This is a genomic window from Janthinobacterium sp. TB1-E2, assembly GCF_036885605.1.
Classification (GTDB): Bacteria; Pseudomonadota; Gammaproteobacteria; order Burkholderiales; family Burkholderiaceae_D; genus Janthinobacterium; species Janthinobacterium aestuarii.
The window spans coordinates 1819603-1834333 of the sequence record NZ_CP142523.1; the positions used below are offsets into that span (position 1 = coordinate 1819603).

The 14731-nt window shown below is 64.7% G+C and carries 14 protein-coding genes; 7 read left to right on the top strand and 7 right to left on the bottom strand.

Going from position 1 to position 14731, the window contains the following annotated elements; genetic code table 11:
- Nucleotides 1-27: 27 nt before the first annotated feature.
- Nucleotides 28-345 carry a DUF4148 domain-containing protein gene (locus OPV09_RS08200; RefSeq protein ID WP_070303942.1) on the bottom strand — a complete coding sequence of 106 codons (318 nt, stop codon included), beginning with the start codon at nucleotides 343-345 and terminating at the stop codon, nucleotides 28-30.
- Nucleotides 346-628: 283 nt separating this feature from the next.
- On the opposite strand from OPV09_RS08200, the gene OPV09_RS08205 reads away from it, so the two are divergent.
- The 3 genes from OPV09_RS08205 (at nucleotide 629) to OPV09_RS08215 (ending at nucleotide 1942) form a co-directional block, all read left to right on the top strand.
- Nucleotides 629-958 (top strand): hypothetical protein, encoded by a 330-nt coding sequence (locus OPV09_RS08205; RefSeq protein WP_034751759.1) that lies wholly within the window; start codon nucleotides 629-631, stop codon nucleotides 956-958.
- Nucleotides 959-1085: 127 nt separating this feature from the next.
- Entirely contained in the window at nucleotides 1086-1391 is a 306-nt protein-coding gene (locus OPV09_RS08210; protein WP_338681173.1) for a hypothetical protein, read from the top strand.
- Nucleotides 1392-1465: 74 nt separating this feature from the next.
- Nucleotides 1466-1942, top strand: coding sequence for a DUF2244 domain-containing protein (locus OPV09_RS08215; RefSeq protein ID WP_070303940.1), 477 nt, complete (start codon nucleotides 1466-1468; stop codon nucleotides 1940-1942).
- On the opposite strand, the gene OPV09_RS08220 is transcribed toward OPV09_RS08215, so the two are convergent.
- Complete coding sequence (locus tag OPV09_RS08220) at nucleotides 1927-2412, bottom strand: hypothetical protein (RefSeq protein ID WP_338681174.1); 486 nt, start codon at nucleotides 2410-2412, stop codon at nucleotides 1927-1929. The genes OPV09_RS08215 and OPV09_RS08220 overlap by 16 nt on opposite strands.
- A 75-nt stretch (nucleotides 2413-2487) precedes the next feature.
- Nucleotides 2488-3528: an L-glyceraldehyde 3-phosphate reductase gene (mgrA, locus tag OPV09_RS08225; RefSeq protein WP_338681175.1), complete on the bottom strand. Its 1041-nt coding sequence runs from the start codon at nucleotides 3526-3528 to the stop codon at nucleotides 2488-2490.
- Nucleotides 3529-3649: 121 nt separating this feature from the next.
- Here mgrA and OPV09_RS08230 point away from each other — a divergent pair, with 121 nt between their 5' ends.
- Nucleotides 3650-5239: a CYTH and CHAD domain-containing protein gene (locus OPV09_RS08230; RefSeq protein WP_338681176.1), complete on the top strand. Its 1590-nt coding sequence runs from the start codon at nucleotides 3650-3652 to the stop codon at nucleotides 5237-5239.
- Between the two features lie 7 nt (nucleotides 5240-5246).
- On the opposite strand, the gene OPV09_RS08235 is transcribed toward OPV09_RS08230, so the two are convergent.
- From OPV09_RS08235 to OPV09_RS08250, 4 genes are all read right to left on the bottom strand, one after another.
- Nucleotides 5247-6122, bottom strand: coding sequence for a Kdo hydroxylase family protein (locus tag OPV09_RS08235; RefSeq protein ID WP_338681177.1), 876 nt, complete (start codon nucleotides 6120-6122; stop codon nucleotides 5247-5249).
- Nucleotides 6123-6257: 135 nt separating this feature from the next.
- Nucleotides 6258-9230, bottom strand: coding sequence for a sensor histidine kinase (locus OPV09_RS08240; RefSeq protein ID WP_338681178.1), 2973 nt, complete (start codon nucleotides 9228-9230; stop codon nucleotides 6258-6260).
- A gap of 129 nt (nucleotides 9231-9359) precedes the next feature.
- Nucleotides 9360-9938 carry a superoxide dismutase gene (locus OPV09_RS08245; protein ID WP_338681179.1) on the bottom strand — a complete coding sequence of 193 codons (579 nt, stop codon included), beginning with the start codon at nucleotides 9936-9938 and terminating at the stop codon, nucleotides 9360-9362.
- A 212-nt stretch (nucleotides 9939-10150) separates the two neighbouring features.
- On the bottom strand, nucleotides 10151-11170 hold the full coding sequence (locus tag OPV09_RS08250; RefSeq protein ID WP_034751748.1) for a LacI family DNA-binding transcriptional regulator: 1020 nt from the start codon (nucleotides 11168-11170) through the stop codon (nucleotides 10151-10153).
- A 436-nt stretch (nucleotides 11171-11606) separates the two neighbouring features.
- On the opposite strand from OPV09_RS08250, the gene OPV09_RS08255 reads away from it, so the two are divergent.
- The 3 genes from OPV09_RS08255 to OPV09_RS08265 are packed head-to-tail and all read left to right on the top strand — an operon-like array spanning nucleotide 11607 to nucleotide 14726.
- Complete coding sequence (locus tag OPV09_RS08255) at nucleotides 11607-12896, top strand: extracellular solute-binding protein (RefSeq protein ID WP_331777412.1); 1290 nt, start codon at nucleotides 11607-11609, stop codon at nucleotides 12894-12896.
- Nucleotides 12897-12903: 7 nt separating this feature from the next.
- Nucleotides 12904-13911: a sugar ABC transporter permease gene (locus OPV09_RS08260; protein WP_338681180.1), complete on the top strand. Its 1008-nt coding sequence runs from the start codon at nucleotides 12904-12906 to the stop codon at nucleotides 13909-13911.
- Nucleotides 13908-14726: a carbohydrate ABC transporter permease gene (locus tag OPV09_RS08265; protein WP_034751746.1), complete on the top strand. Its 819-nt coding sequence runs from the start codon at nucleotides 13908-13910 to the stop codon at nucleotides 14724-14726. Before OPV09_RS08260 ends, OPV09_RS08265 begins: the two co-directional genes overlap by 4 nt.
- The last annotated feature ends 5 nt before the right edge of the window (nucleotides 14727-14731 follow it).

A 14731-nucleotide genomic window follows, 5' to 3' on the forward strand; every position in this document is an offset into this window, starting at 1 on the left:
ACTGACTGAAACCGGCTGGCTGGTTTCTTATTGCACGACGTGTTTTGCCGTTTGCGCGACGTCAAAGTCCGCTTCCGTTTGCGGGATCAGGCCAGCCTTGCGGGCGGCGTAGAACTCGGCCATGACTTGCTCGCGCGTCACCTGGCTGGCGGCGGTGGCCGGTGTTTTCGGGTAGTCGACTTCGCTGGTGGCGATTTCGCCGGCGTTGCGGGCACGGACGTATTCGGCCGTGACTTGTTCGCGCGACAATTGCTGGCCCGTGGTGGCAGGCGCGGCGCTTTGGGCGAAAGCCGAGGTGGCGGTGGTGACGGCAAACAATGCTGCGATAAGGGATTTGGCTTGCATGATAAGACTCCAAAATGTGCTTGATGGCTGGGTGGATGGGCCGGATCGCCACGTACCGGTCGGTTCGGCGGCATGGCGCTGGTGGGCGCCATGCCGACGATGAAGCAGTTTCTGGGTGAGAAGATGCTTACTTGAATTAACTATAGCAATGAATAGTACATTTGTGAAGTAATTTATGAAAATAGTTGTGCGCCGCCGCATTCCTTGGGGGAAAGGCCGTGCAGGCGTGCGCCACTGGCCGGGCCAGGGGAGTAAGCTGGTTTTTTTGTTAACGGAGGCCGCCATGAGCAGCAGTTCACTCGATCCGGACAATTTGCCCGTCATCCCCGACCGCGTCCTGGGCAGCGGCCATGGCAAGGGGGCGCTGGGCCCCAGCGACAGTTCCGACAGCGGCAGCGACATGCAGGGCGTACCGGGCCAGGACCCGGAAGAGCTCGATAACGACAGCGATGCCGCGGGCACGGGCGAGCGGGCCGGCGTGGAGCCGCGCAATACGGCGCCTGACGGCGGCGATATCGACGTCGACCACGTGGAAAGCATGGCGCCCGTGCGGCCTGCAGAGGACGGCGATGGCGAACCCGGCGCTCCCCAGGCGCCAGCGCCGCGCTCCTGATGCCAGTGGCCGGCCGCAAATTGCCGCCGCTGTGGCGCCATCAGCGTAAAATGGCGGCAAGGCGGCGTGCGCGCCGCCATGGCCAGCCGGCCGGCACAGGATAGGATGTCAGAGGATGCAAACGCAGATGTCGCAAGAGAAAGAAAAAGACTTGATGTCGATGTACCGCGAGACGCGGCCACGCGAGTTTTTTGGCGAAAAAAGTAATACCAACCACCTGGCCTGGAGTTTGCTGGTGGTCTTGCTGGCGCTGGCGTTCTGGCTGATCGTGGCCCTGGCGGCGGCGGAAAACCAGCGCTATGCCCTGGAAACGAAGGCTTGCCAGGATCACGTGTTTCCCACGGAAATCGACACGTCTTGCCTGAAACAGGTCAAGTCGCGCGATCACTGGTGGCAGCACGTGGGCCATGCGCTGGTGCGCATGGGCGCCTGACCCTGGCGCAAGCTGGCTGAACCTGGCGGCGGCGAGGGCCGCTGCGGTGATGGAGCGATAGTGCGGGAGGCGCCATGCCACGCGATCACTCGCGCGAGCAGCCGCAATGGCTGCTGGCGCGCCACAGTGCCTTGACGGCGCGCCAGTTGCTGCGCGCCTATGGCTTGCTATGCCTGTTTTCCCTCGTCATTGCCGCCGCCTTTGCGCTGCGCGGCCTCTGGTACATTCCCGTCTTTTCGTTCGTTGAACTGGGCTTGGTGGCCACCGCCCTGCTGCATTACCTGCGCCACGCGCGCGACTATGAACACATCGCCCTGCGCGATGGCGAGCTGATCATCGAACAGGTCAGCGGCGGGCATTGCCGGCGCCACCACTTTGCGCCGTGGCGCACGCGCATCGCCATGCCGCAAGGGCCGCGCCAATTGATACACATCAACGATATGTATGATGCTACCCGGCACGTGGCGGTGGGCGTCTTCGCCACGCCGGAACGGCGCCGGCAAGTGGCGCAGGAACTGGGCGCGTTGCTGCCGCCCTATTTGGGCCCGTAAAACTGGAATGTCTGTACCACCAGCAAGGTGGTGGGGAAGCCCGTGATGGTCTTGAATTCCTTCACGCCCGTGATCTTGTAGGCGCCGGCCTGGAACGCTTCCCCTTCCGCCCAGCTGTGATCTTTCATCGCAAACTGCAGCAGGCGCTTGTCGTTGTAGCGGTAGCTGAAGATGGTGTAGGCGCCGACGCGGCTGGTGACGACGAAGTTTTCATCCTGCTGGTCGGCGATGAGCAGGATGCCCGGATAGCGCCCGATGCCCGCCTCCTCGTTCTGGATTCTCAGGATCACATCGGTAAAACTGCATTCGGCGTCGCGGATCTTGTCGCGCTTCGTGGCGATCTCCATCACCTCGTCGTAGCTCTTGTTGTGCACGATCGACCATTGCGGCGAGTCGCAATAGTTGGCCGCGCGGGCGTTGGCTGCGCAGGATAGCAGCAGGCAAAAGGTGATGGCGGGGATGGCGTGCATGGAATCTTGTCGCGGAAGTTGGGGGCGGCGGCAGTCTACCTGCCCGCTGCCGCCTCCACAAGCGCAGGACGGTCCTCAGGTGGCTCGCGACGGACCTTCCCACAGATTGATATGGCCTTCGCGCGCTTGCACGTCGATGGCGGCCAGTTCGTCGGCCGTGAACGACAGTTGCTGCAGCGCGGCTACGTTTTCGCGGATTTGCGCGCTGCTGCTCGCGCCGATCAGGGTCGAAGTGACGCGGGGATCGCGCAGCACCCAGGCCAGCGCCATCTGCGCGAGGGTTTGCCCACGCTGCGCGGCGATCTGGTTCAGGGCGCGCACGCGGGCCAGGTTGTCCGCGCTCAGATGCTGTTGCATCAGCGAGCCGCCGCCGGGCCGGTTGACGCGCGCATCCTGCGGCACGCCATCGAGGTACTTGTCGCTGAGCAGCCCCTGCGCCAGGGCCGTGAACGTGATGCAGCCCATGCCTTCCTGCTGCAGGGTGTCGAGCAAGCCGTCTTCCTCGATCCAGCGGTTGAGCATGTTGTAGGCAGGCTGGTGGATCAGACACGGCACTTTCCATTCCTTCAGCAGGGCGGCCGCCTCGGCCGTCTTTTGCGGCGAATACGACGACAGGCCCACGTACAGCGCCTTGCCCTGCTGCACGGCGGTGGCCAGCGCGCCCATGGTTTCTTCCAGCGGCGTGTCGGCGTCGTAACGGTGCGAGTAAAAGATGTCGACGTAATCGAGACCCAGGCGCCGCAAGCTCTGGTCCAGGCTGGCCAGCACGTATTTGCGCGAACCGCCGCCCTGGCCGTACGGGCCCGGCCACATGTCCCAGCCCGCCTTGGTGGAAATGATCAGCTCATCGCGATAGGGCAGAAAATCGTCGCGCAGCAGCTTGCCGAAATTGCTTTCCGCGCTGCCATACGGCGGGCCGTAGTTATTGGCCAGGTCGAAATGCGTGATGCCCAGGTCGAACGCCGTGCGCAGCATGTCGCGCTGCGAAGCCAGATTGTTGCTGTCGCCAAAGTTATGCCACAGTCCCAGGGACAGCAGCGGCAGTTTCAGCCCGCTGCGCCCGCAGATGCGGTATTGCATGCTGTCGTAGCGGTTCTCGGCGGCGTGGTAGGTCATGGCATCTCCTGGTTGAATGAAGCGCTTATTTTCGCGCAAAATCAAGGTCCGTGTGCGTGCGCCGTACGCGTGGCCGGACGCGCCTTACAATGGGCGATCAGGAGTCTCGCAAGGAGTGGTCATGGAAATTGAATTGAAATTGTTGCTGGCACAGCAAGATGTATCGCGTTTGCGCGCGCACCCGCTGCTGGCGCAATCCACGCAAGGTGAGCCGCAACTGCTGCGGATGCACGATATCTATGTCGACACACCCGATCTGCAGCTGTGCCGCCACCAGGCCGGCTTGCGCGTGCGCCAGGTGGACGGCCGCTGGGTGCAAACCCTGAAGGCGGGCGGCACGGTCAGCGGCGGCTTGCACAGCCGCCACGAATGGGAGGGCGAGGTGCCGGGGCCGCAACCGGACCTGGCCGCGCTCGACTCGGTCATCGGCCGCAAGCAGCCCATCCGCGCGCTGCTGCGCCAGGACGCCATCCGCGACGCCTTGCGGCCCGTGTTTACCACGCGCATGGAGCGCACCGTATGGCAGTTGCGCACGCCGCAGGGCGACGAGATCGAATGCGTGCTGGACCAGGGTGTCATTGAAAGCGGCGCGGATGGCGCCGATGGTGCCGCGCGCAGCGTGCCCGTCAGCGAGATCGAACTGGAATTGAAGCAGGGCCAGGCGTCCAGCCTGTTCGACGTGGCGCTGGCCCTGCTGCAAGACGTGCCGCTGCAGCTGGGCCACATGAGCAAGGCGGAGCGCGGTTACCGGCTGGCCGCATCGCATCCCTTGCAAGCCGTCAAGGCGCAGCCTTTGCGGCTCGATGACGGCATGACGGTGCAGCAAGCCTTCATCGCTATCTGCGGCAATTGCCTCGAGCAGGTGAGCGGCAACCAGGGTGGCGTGGCGGGAGGCGAGGACGTGGAAAGCGTGCACCAGATGCGCGTGGGCCTGCGCCGTCTGCGCTCGGCGCTGGGCATGTTCAAGTCGCTGCTGGTGCTGCCGGACGCCTTGAAGGGCGAACTCGAGTGGCTGGGCGGCGCGCTGGGCGAGGCGCGCGACTGGGATGTGTTGGCGGGCAATACCCTGGCGCAGCTCGATGGCGAGGCGGCCACGGATGCGGCGGCGCTGGCGGAGGCGGCGCACGCGCAGGCGCGCATCAAGCACGAACTGGCTGCCCAGGCCGTCATCTCGGCGCGCTACACGGCCTGCATGCTGGGATTGCAGCGCTGGCTGCAGGCGCGCGCCTGGCGCGATAGCTGTTCCGCGCGCCAATTGCGGCGCCTGGATGCGCGCGTTTCGCCATTTGCCCGTGCCACCCTGCGCAAGGACCAGCGCCGCCTGATGCAGCGCGGCAAGCGCCTGCTGCATGCGACGCCGCAGCAGCGCCACCGGGTGCGCATCGCGGCCAAGAAGACGCGCTATGCGACGGAATTTTTTGCCTCGCTGTTTGCGGGTCGGGCCGTGCATCCGTATGTGGGGCGGCTGTCGGCCTTGCAGGATGAACTGGGCTGGCTCAACGACGTGCAGGTGGCCGACCGGCTGCTGCAGGAATTGCCCGAAGTTCCGGCTGGCCAGACCGGCCAGACTGACCAGTCGGCCCAGGACCGGTTGCGGCTGCATGCTGCCTTCGTGCGCGGCTATCTGGCGGCGCGCGCGCAGGCGCAAGGCAGCGATGGCCGTATGCACAAGGCCTGGCGGCGCTTCAAGGCGGTCCGCTTGCCGGCCTGAGCCCCGGCTAGGCCAGCGGACGTTGCAACTGGCGCTCGAGGATGGCCAGCGGCGACTTGTGCGGAGCGGCCATGGCGCGCACGGGCAGCAGCCAGGTTTGCTCCAGCGCATGCTGTCCCCGCAGGGCCGCGTGCGATACGGCGTCGCTGAAGACGATCCACGTCTGGCCCGGCGCAAACGCATGCGTGTGCTGTTCCACCTGCGCCTGGTAGCCGAGGTCGGCCTTCATGGCGTCGTGCAGCTGCAGCATGTAGTGATCGTAGGCCGTGCGCCGCGACTTGGTGACGCGCAGCCATTGCAGCAGGGCCGCCAGCACCGGTTGCGGACGTTTCGCGACAGGCAGGAAATGCTGCGCGACCTGCTCGAATGGCGCGCCCAGTTTCCACACGCGGGGTGCGTCGCGCGGATGGATGTTGGTGAACACGCGCAGGATGCGCCGGCCCTGCGTGGGCGAGGAGGGAAAGCTGTCGACGTGCAGGCGCGTATCGTCCTTGCGCCAGGAAGTTACGCGGCCGGCGATTTCCACGGGACGAAAGCTGCCTTTGCCTTGCTGCAGATGGAGGCAATAGCCAGGCAGCAAGCCGGCCAGCAGGCGCTGCGTGTGCCGCGCATAGCGCTGCATCAGCGCGGCCAGCAGGGTCGCATCGTAGGCGTCGCCATGGCCGCGCACGCCGCGCACCGGCTCCCAGCTGATGTTCTTGGCGCTGCTGGCGCTACCCATGGCGCCGTTCAGCAGCGCATGCTCTTCCTGCCGCAGGGGAAAGCCCAGCGCGGGCAGCAGCAGCACCTGCCCATCTTCGAGTGCCTGCTGCGCCGCCGCCTGCTGCGCGGTGCTGCCGCTGGCGTCCCACCGGTCCAGGGAAATATCGATGAGTTTGCTCATGGCACAAACGGGTAAGACATCGGAGCGGCCAGTATGGGTGCTTGCCACCCGCTCCCGTTTGCGCTGGCGCAGATGCAGTTCACGGTGTGGCGCGATCGCGGTTCACATAGAACAAGCCCGGCGGCCAGCGCGCCCTCAGTAAGCGAGGCGGCCCGGCACGCTTACTTCGATCTGCGTGCCGGCGCCTGGCCGGCTGTCGATGCGCAGGCTGGCCGCGATGCCGGCGGCGCGCTCGCGCATGCCGACCAGGCCCCAGTGGCCGGGCCGCTGGCCCGTTTGCGCCACGGCGTCATCGAGGCCGCAGCCGTCGTCGCGCACGCGCAGGGTGAATGCCTGCTCCGCATAGTCGAGTTCCAGCACGATGTTGGCCGCTTCGGCATAGCGTGAGGCGTTGAACAGCGCTTCGCGCGCGATCGCATAGATCTCGTCATGCACGCGCGGCTGCAGGCGCCGGCAGGTGCCGCTCACATGCACGGTGAACGCGTGCGCGCGGTGCTCGGCCAGGCCCTTGCCGAATTGCTGCAGCGCCAGGCGCAGTTCGTCCGGTTCGGCCGAGGCGCGCAAGTCCATGATCTGGTCGCGGCCTTCGATCAGCAGCTGGTCGGCCAGGTTGAGGGTGCCGTCGAGGCGCGCCCGTTCGCGCGTGCCCTTGGGCAGCATGTCCGCATGCGCGTGGAATGACAGGATCAGGCCCTGCACGCTTTGCAGCAGGGTGTCGTGCAGCGAACGGGCGATGCGCGAACGTTCGGCCAGGCGTTCCTGCAAGCGTTCCTGCAGCCGCTCCTGCATGTCGCGCGTCAGGTGGCGGATGCGCAGCACGTAGCCGCCATACAGCAGCAGCGCGGCGCCCAGCGCCAGCAGCACGATGAACCACGGCGTTTGCACGAAGGCGGGCGCGATGACGATGGCTAGCCCTGTCCCTTGCGTGTTCCACACGCCGTCTTCGTTGGCGGCCGTGACCTCGAAGCGGTAGCTGCCGGGCGCGAGGTTGGTATAGTAGGCTTCGCGGCGTCCGACCGCTTCTTGCCAGCCGGCGTCCACGCCCGTCAGTTTGTAGCGCAGGCGCACGCGTTCCGGCATCGACAGGCTCAGGGCCGTGAAGCCGATCTGCAGGGTCTTGCTGCCTTGCGGCAGGTGCTGCGGCTTGCCATCGTCCAGCGTGTAACGCACGCCATTGGCCAGCAGGCTGTGGATCTGCACGGGCGGCGCCAGGGCGTTGCGGCGGATATGCAGCGGGTCGAGCATGCCGATGGTGGCCGAGGTGGAAAACCACAGCTTGCCATCGGGCGCATGGATCAGCGACGGCACGGGGCGCAGCTGCGAGGCATGGCCCTGCAAGCCGTCGAGCGCGTCGAAGCGTTCGGAGGCGACGGCGCTGCCGTCGCGCATCCACGCGGCCAGGCTGGCGGCGCCGATATGGGCTATGCCGTCCGCGCCATGCAGCCACAGGTCGCCGTCCGGCAGGCGCACGATGCCCGACACGCCGCGAAACACCGTGCCGCGCGCGCCGCGCAAGGTGTGGAAGCGGCCGGCGCGGTACAGGGCCACGCCGTTTTCGCCGCCGGCCCACATCGCGTCGCCATCGCGGTACAGCTGCAGCACGGTGCCCATTTGCAGGCCCTCGGGCGCGCCGAGCCGTTTGACGGCGCCCGCGCGCTGGCCGTCGGCCACCAGGCTGATGGTATTGTCGGCATGGCCCAGCCAGACGGTGCCGGCGCCATCCATCGCCATGGCCGTCGTCAGCACCGTCGGCAAGCCCGAGAGGCCGCCGTTGGCGATCCATTTTCCTTCGCTCCGGCGAAACAGGCCGCCGCCGGAAAACGAGGCCCACAGGGCGCCCGAGCGGTCTTGCTGCAGCGCTTGCGGATCGAGTCCCTGCACGGGCGTCGCCACGCGCGTCATGGCGCCGTTGCGCGCGCGATGGTGGAGTTCCTGCTCGTTGCCCAGCCACAGCGTGCCGTCGGGCGCCCAGTGGCTGGCCGCCAGCGCCCCTTTCAGGATCACTTTTTTCATGCCGTCGGCCGTAAAGCTGCGCACGTCGCTGACGTAGTCGCCGATCCACACATCGCCGTCGGGCCCCGGCAGCATGCCGGGATGGTCGAAGGGCACGGCCACGGCCAAGGTCTTCAGGCGGTTCGGCCGCAGCCGGTCCAGGCCCGTCGAGGTGCCGAACCACAGATTGCCTTCGCGGTCCTGGAACGAGGTCTGCGGCAGCGGGCCGCTGATGCCGTTCTGGCGCGTCAGGCGCTGGGCCGGCAGGCTGGGGCCGGAAGGGTCGAACTTGCGTTCGATGCCATCGGGCTGCATCAGCCACATGGTGCCGGCGCTGTCGAAGCGGATGCTGTTGCCGCTGGCGTCGGGCCGGATGGGCGCACCGCCGCGCGGCGCGCTGGTGCGCACGCGGTAGTAATTGCTTTGCGCATCGACGGCCCAGATGGCGCCATCTGGCGCTTCATCCATGCCGGTGAGGATGGTGCGCGGCCAGGCATGGGAAAAGCGCGTCTCGCCCGGCCTGCGGAAATAGGCGCCATGCATGGTGCCCATCCACTGCGTGCCGTCGCGGGCGAACAGGATCTGGTAGACGCGCTTGTCGGGCAGGCCCACGTTGGCTGCCTGCGCAACGAAACGGTCGGCGCCCGGCGCCAGGCGCGCCGCGCCATCGCGCGTGCCGACCCAGATGGCGCCGTCGGGCGCTACCTCGATATGGAACACGGCACCCGGCGGCAAGCCGTCCGCCTCGCGGTAGGTGCGTGTGCCATCCTTGCGAAAGACGCTGACGCCGCCGAGGCGGTAGCCGACCCACACGGCGCCGTCTGCCGGCGTGGCCAGGCCCAGCACATTGCTCGACGGCAGGCGGTGGCCGTACACGCTGTCGACCCTGTCGAAGCGCACGCCGTCGTAGCGGTACAAGCCGGTGGCCGTGGCGATCCACAGCCAGCCATCCTTGCCCTGGGCGAATTTCAGCACATCGACGGGCGCGCCTTGCAGGGCGCCCCAGGCATTGTGCGTGTAGTCGGACAGCAGGGGCGATGGGGCGGCCGCGCACGCGTGCAGGTGGCACGCCAGCAGGGGCAGGATCAACAGGCGGCGCAGCAGGCGAGCGGACATCGTGGCAGAGGGAGATAGCGGTGGCGGGGCAGTGATTGTAGCGCAGCGCCGTGCCTTTCAGCAGGCAAAAAAAAGCCTGCGCGGGATGGCGCAGGCTTCTTTTCGCCCTACGTTGACAAGGTTCCGCGCTTACGCGAAGTTCTTGGCAACGAAGTCCCAGTTGACCAGGCCCCAGAACGTTTCCACGTACTTGGCGCGCAGGTTGCGGTAGTCGATGTAGTAGGCATGTTCCCAGACGTCGCAGGTCAGCAGCGGCTTGTCGCCGGTGGTCAGCGGGCAGCCGGCGTTCGACGTATTGACGATGTCGACGGAACCGTCGGCTTTTTGCACCAGCCAGGTCCAGCCCGAACCGAAGTTGCCCACGCACGACTTGGTGAATTCTTCCTTGAACTTGTCGAACGACGACCATTTGGCGTTGATCGCGTCAGCTACGGCACCCGCAGGCGCGCCGCCGCCGGCCGGCTTCATGCCGTTCCAGTAGAAGGTGTGGTTCCATACCTGGGCTGCATTGTTGAAGATGCCGCCCGACGATTTCTTGATGATTTCTTCCAGCGACATGTTCTCGAACTCGGTACCCTTGATCAGGTTGTTCAAGTTGGTGACATACGCCTGGTGATGCTTGGCATAGTGGTATTCCAGGGTTTCTTTCGAAATATGCGGCGCCAGAGCGTCCATTTCATATGGCAGTGGTGGCAGAGTATGTTCCATGTGATGTCCCTTTATGGTGAGTGTTCGGAGTCTTCCAGCCTGTGGCCGGAGGGTTGAGCCAAGCTTGCTTGAAGCAGGCATTCTTGCTGAACGAGCCACTATTGTAAAGCGGATGCGCCATTGCTGCAGATTCCGGCACGCGTTGCTGGTGCCGGTCGCGTAGTGATTCTCGTTCAGCCTGAATCGGGCGGAAAAGTTCCCAGCCGCAAGCCTCAACGGATGCGCCGGGTGGTCTCGCGAACGATCAGTTCCAACGGTGGAATGGCCGCCTGCACGGCCTCGCCATTGATCAGTCCCAGCAGCGCTTCCGTGGCGATGCGGCCGATGTCGTACAGGGGCTGGTGGATGGTCGTCAGCGGCGGTGTCGTGTAGGACGAGCCGGGCAAGTCATCGAAACCGACGAGCGAGATATCGTCGGGCACGCGGATGCCCTTGCGGTACAGGCACAGGCGCACGCCGTAGGCGGACAGGTCGTTGGCGGCGAAGACGGCGCTGAATTGCTGCTGCGTATCGAACAAATGGTTCATGGCCAGCATCCCGCTTGCCTCGTGGAAATCGCCTTCCACCATCAGCTTCGGGTCGATGGCGATGTCCGCTTCGCGCAGCGCGCGCTGGTAGCCCGTCAGGCGCTCGGCCGCATCCGTGTTGTTGGCGGGGCCGGCCACGAAGGCGATGCGGCGGTGGCCCAGTTCCACCAGGTGGCGCACGGCCAGGTAGGCGCCGTATTCGTTGTCGAGCTTGAAGCCGATGGCGCTTTTCGTGGCCAGCAGGCGGCCCGTCGAGACGATGGGCCGCTGCTGCGAGAAATCGAGCACGCTCTCGTCCGAGATGCGCCCCGACAGCAGGATGATCCCGTCGACCTTCCGCGCCAGCAGCAAGCGGATGCGGTCCGCCTCTTCCTGCGCATTCCAGTGCCCGCTGACGATGACGGACGCGTAGCCCGTGTCCTTCAAGCCGTCGTCCACGCCGCGCAGGCTTTCGTCGAAGAAGGGGCTGGAAATATCTTGCACCACGATGCCGATGGTCATCGAGCGGCCCTTCTTCAGACCTTGCGCCATCTGGTTCGGCGCGAATTTCATGTGCGCAATGGCCGCCAGCACGGCGTCGCGCTTGTCGTCGGAGACCCTGGCCGTGCCATTGAGGATGCGCGAAACGGTGCTGGGCGACACGCCGGCCTGGCGGGCCACGTCGAGCAGGGTGGAAGGGGGAGCAGCGTGGGCGCTATCGTTCAAGGTGATTCCTGGATATCAAGATGGCTGGTTCTCAGTGCTCTGAAAACCTTTTCATCGAAAGATTACCATAAATGCCCACAGGGGACCGTCGCTCGGGGTAGGTCGGGTTAGCCCGCAGGGCGTAAGCCGACACAGCGTAGCCAACAATGCGCAGGAACCATGCCTTTGCCGCCAACGGTGTTGTCGGGTTACGCGCTTGCGCGCTAACCCGACCTACCCTTGAAAACGTTTTCACGAAAAACAACAGCATCTCAAAATGGCGGATTTTTGTGTCTTTTCATAGGAGAACACGCGTCATGGCATGCATCTCGCCACGCTGCCCTCAATAAAAATGACAACTTTTTCGATTGACTTGATTTTCTTTGCGGTGTTAAATGGACACATGTTGTGAAAACGTTTTCAAGATAGAAGACGCTCAATAAACGGAGATGAAATAATGAAGTCAAGCATCCTTGGCGCCGCCCCTCTGGCGGCGCTGACTCTGGCCGCCGGTGTGGCCGCCGCGCCCGCAGCCGTTCCGCCGGCCGTCGCCCTGCCGGCGCTGGCCCCGGCCACGATTACCGTCGCCTCGTTCCCCGACCTGGACCGCGCCGTGAAAACGGCCTTGCCCCTGTGGGAAAAGCTGTATCCGCAAGTGAAGGTCAAGCTGGTCAGCCTGCAGATCGACGACCACCATAACTCGATGACGACGGCGCTGGCGGCCGGCGCGCGCCTGCCTGACGTGATGGCCATCGACTTCCGCTACGTCGGCAGCTTCGCCGAATCGAAGGGCATGGAAGATTTGCTGCAGCCGCCATACGGGGCAGGGCAGTACCGCGCCCAGTTCGTGCCGTTCACGTTCGTGCAGGCAACCAGTTCGCGCGGCACCCTGGGCGCCATGCCGGCCGACCTGGGACCGGGCACGCTGTTCTACCGCAAGGACTTGATGGACAAGGCGGGCATCAAGGAAACCGATCTGACGCAATCGTGGGAGTCATATATCGCCGCCGGCAAGAAGCTCAAGGCCGCCACCGGCACCTATCTGCTGGCCGGCGCCAGCGACCTGGCCGATATCTATATCCGCGCCAATTTGAAAGATGGCGAAGGCATCTATTTTGGCGACAAGGGCCAGGTGCTGGTCGACTCGCCCCGCTTCGTCAAGGCGTTCGAACTGGCCAAGGCGGCGCGGGTCGCCGGCATCGATGCGCGCACCGTGGCCTGGACGGGCGAGTGGGCCGAAGGCTTCAAGCGCGACAAGGTGGCCAGCCAGATGATGGGTTCGTGGTTGAGCGGCCACCTGGCCAAGTGGCTGGCGCCCGATTCCAAGGGCCAGTGGCGCGCGGCGAACCTGCCGGCCGGCGCGCTGGCGTCGTACGGCGGCTCGTTCTATGGCATTCCGAAAAAGGCGGCGAATAAAACCCAGGCCTGGGAATTCATCAAGTTCATGACCGTCAACAAGGATATCCAGCTGCACTCGCTCAAAGAGATCGGCGCCTTCCCGGCCCTCAAGGCCGCGTATGCGGACCCGATGATGGACGAGCCGCAGCCGTATTTCGGCGGCCAGAAGACGCGCCTGCTGGCGCGCGACACGGCGGCGAAAATCCCCGTCATCCGCGTCGACAAATTCGACGCCGTGGCGCGCGACATCGTCAACATGGAACTGGAAAGCGTGCTGGCGCAAAACAAGGATATCAAGACGGCCCTGGCCGACGCCAAGGCCCTGATCACCCACCGCGCGCGGCGCTAGGAGCAGCATGACTACTTCCATGCCTTGTACCGATGGCGCGCCCGCTGCAGCTGCAGCGCGGCCCGCCAGGAAACGCTTCAACATGAAGAAGTGGGCGCCATATATTTTCATCAGTCCCTTCTTCATCCTGTTCGCCGTCTTCAGCCTGTTCCCGCTGCTGTTTTCCATCTATCTGTCGTTCAACCAGTGGGAAGCGGCCAGCGGCGTGGAAGCCATGCAGTGGGTGGGCCTGGACAACTACAAGTATGCCTTGAGCGACCCGTGGTTTCTGCGCTCGCTGGGCAATACCGTCTGGCTGGCGCTGGCCTCGGGCGTGCCGCAGCACCTGGTCGCCATTCCACTGGCAGCGTTCATCCACAACAGCTTCAAGCGCTCGCGCAACCTGGTGATCGGCATTTACTTTTTACCGTTCATCACGTCCAGCGTGGCCATCGCCATGGTCTTCAATACCCTGTTCTCGCGCGACTATGGCCAGATCAATGTGCTGATCCAATGGTGCGCCAGCCTGCCGCTCGTCGGCGGCCTGTTTCCGGCGGAATCGATCGACTGGCTGGGCAGCTCGCTGTTCATCAAGCCGGCCGTCGCCTTCGTGATTTTCTGGCGCTACCTGGGCTGGAACCTGGTGCTGTATCTGTCCGCGCTGCAGGTGATCCCCAAGGATTTGTATGAAGCGGCCACCATCGACGGCGCGTCGAAACGCCAGCAATTCTGGTACATCACCTTGCCGCAGCTGCGCCCCATGATCTACCTGGCCGTCACACTCACCATCATGGGCAACCTGCAGCTGTTCGAGGAACCGTTCGTGCTGGTGGCCGAATCGAGCGGCGTAAGCCAGTCCGTGATGACGACGGCCATCTTCGTCTACAAGACGGCGTTTTCCTCGGGCGACTTCGGCACGGCGTCGGCCATTTCCTGGCTGCTGTTCCTGATCATCGCCAGCACCACCTGGGTCAACAACCGCATTTTCAGCCGCAACGAACGCAATGAGCGCAATGAGCGCAAGGAGGTCCGATGAAAACCACCCGCTGGACGGCCTACGCCATGGTGGCCATCGGCGCCCTGATCATGGTCGCGCCGTTCTACTTCATGTTCGTCTTCGCCACGCACACGAGCGCCGAGATTTACAGCCTGCCGCCGCCGCGCTGGTTCGGCACGGCCCTGCTCAACAACCTGGAATTGCTGCAGGAGCGCCTGCCGTTCTGGCGCAATATCGGCATCAGCCTGTACGTGGCCCTGATGACGACGGCGCTGACCTTGTTCTTTTGCTCGCTGGGCGGCTATGCGTTCGCCATGTACGAGTTCCGCTTCAAGCGGCCCCTGTTCACCCTGGTGATGGCGTCGATGATCATCCCCTCGTTCATGAACATGATTCCCACGTTCATGCTGATGGATTTCCTCGGATGGCTGGACCAGCCGCGCGCCCTGTACGTGCCTGGCGCGGCCGGCGCATTGGGGATTTTCCTCATGCGCCAGTACATCGGCACGGCGATTCCGAAGGATCTGATCGAGGCGGCGCGCATCGACGGCTGCGGCGAATTCGCCATCTACTGGAGAGTCGTGCTGCCGCTGATCGGTCCCGCCATGGGCACCCTGGGCCTGATCACCTTCATCAACTCGTGGAACAACTTCATCACGCCGCTGGTCGTCATGCGCTCGGTCGAGAACTACACGATCCCGCTGGCCCTGCGCAGCATGCAGGCGCCGAACAACACGGAGTGGGGCGCGCTGATGACGGGCGCCGCCATCGCCGTGCTGCCGCTGCTGCTGATGTTTTTTGTCGCCTCGAAGCGTTTAATTGAAGGACTGACCCAGGGCGCCGTCAAAGGCTAGCACTT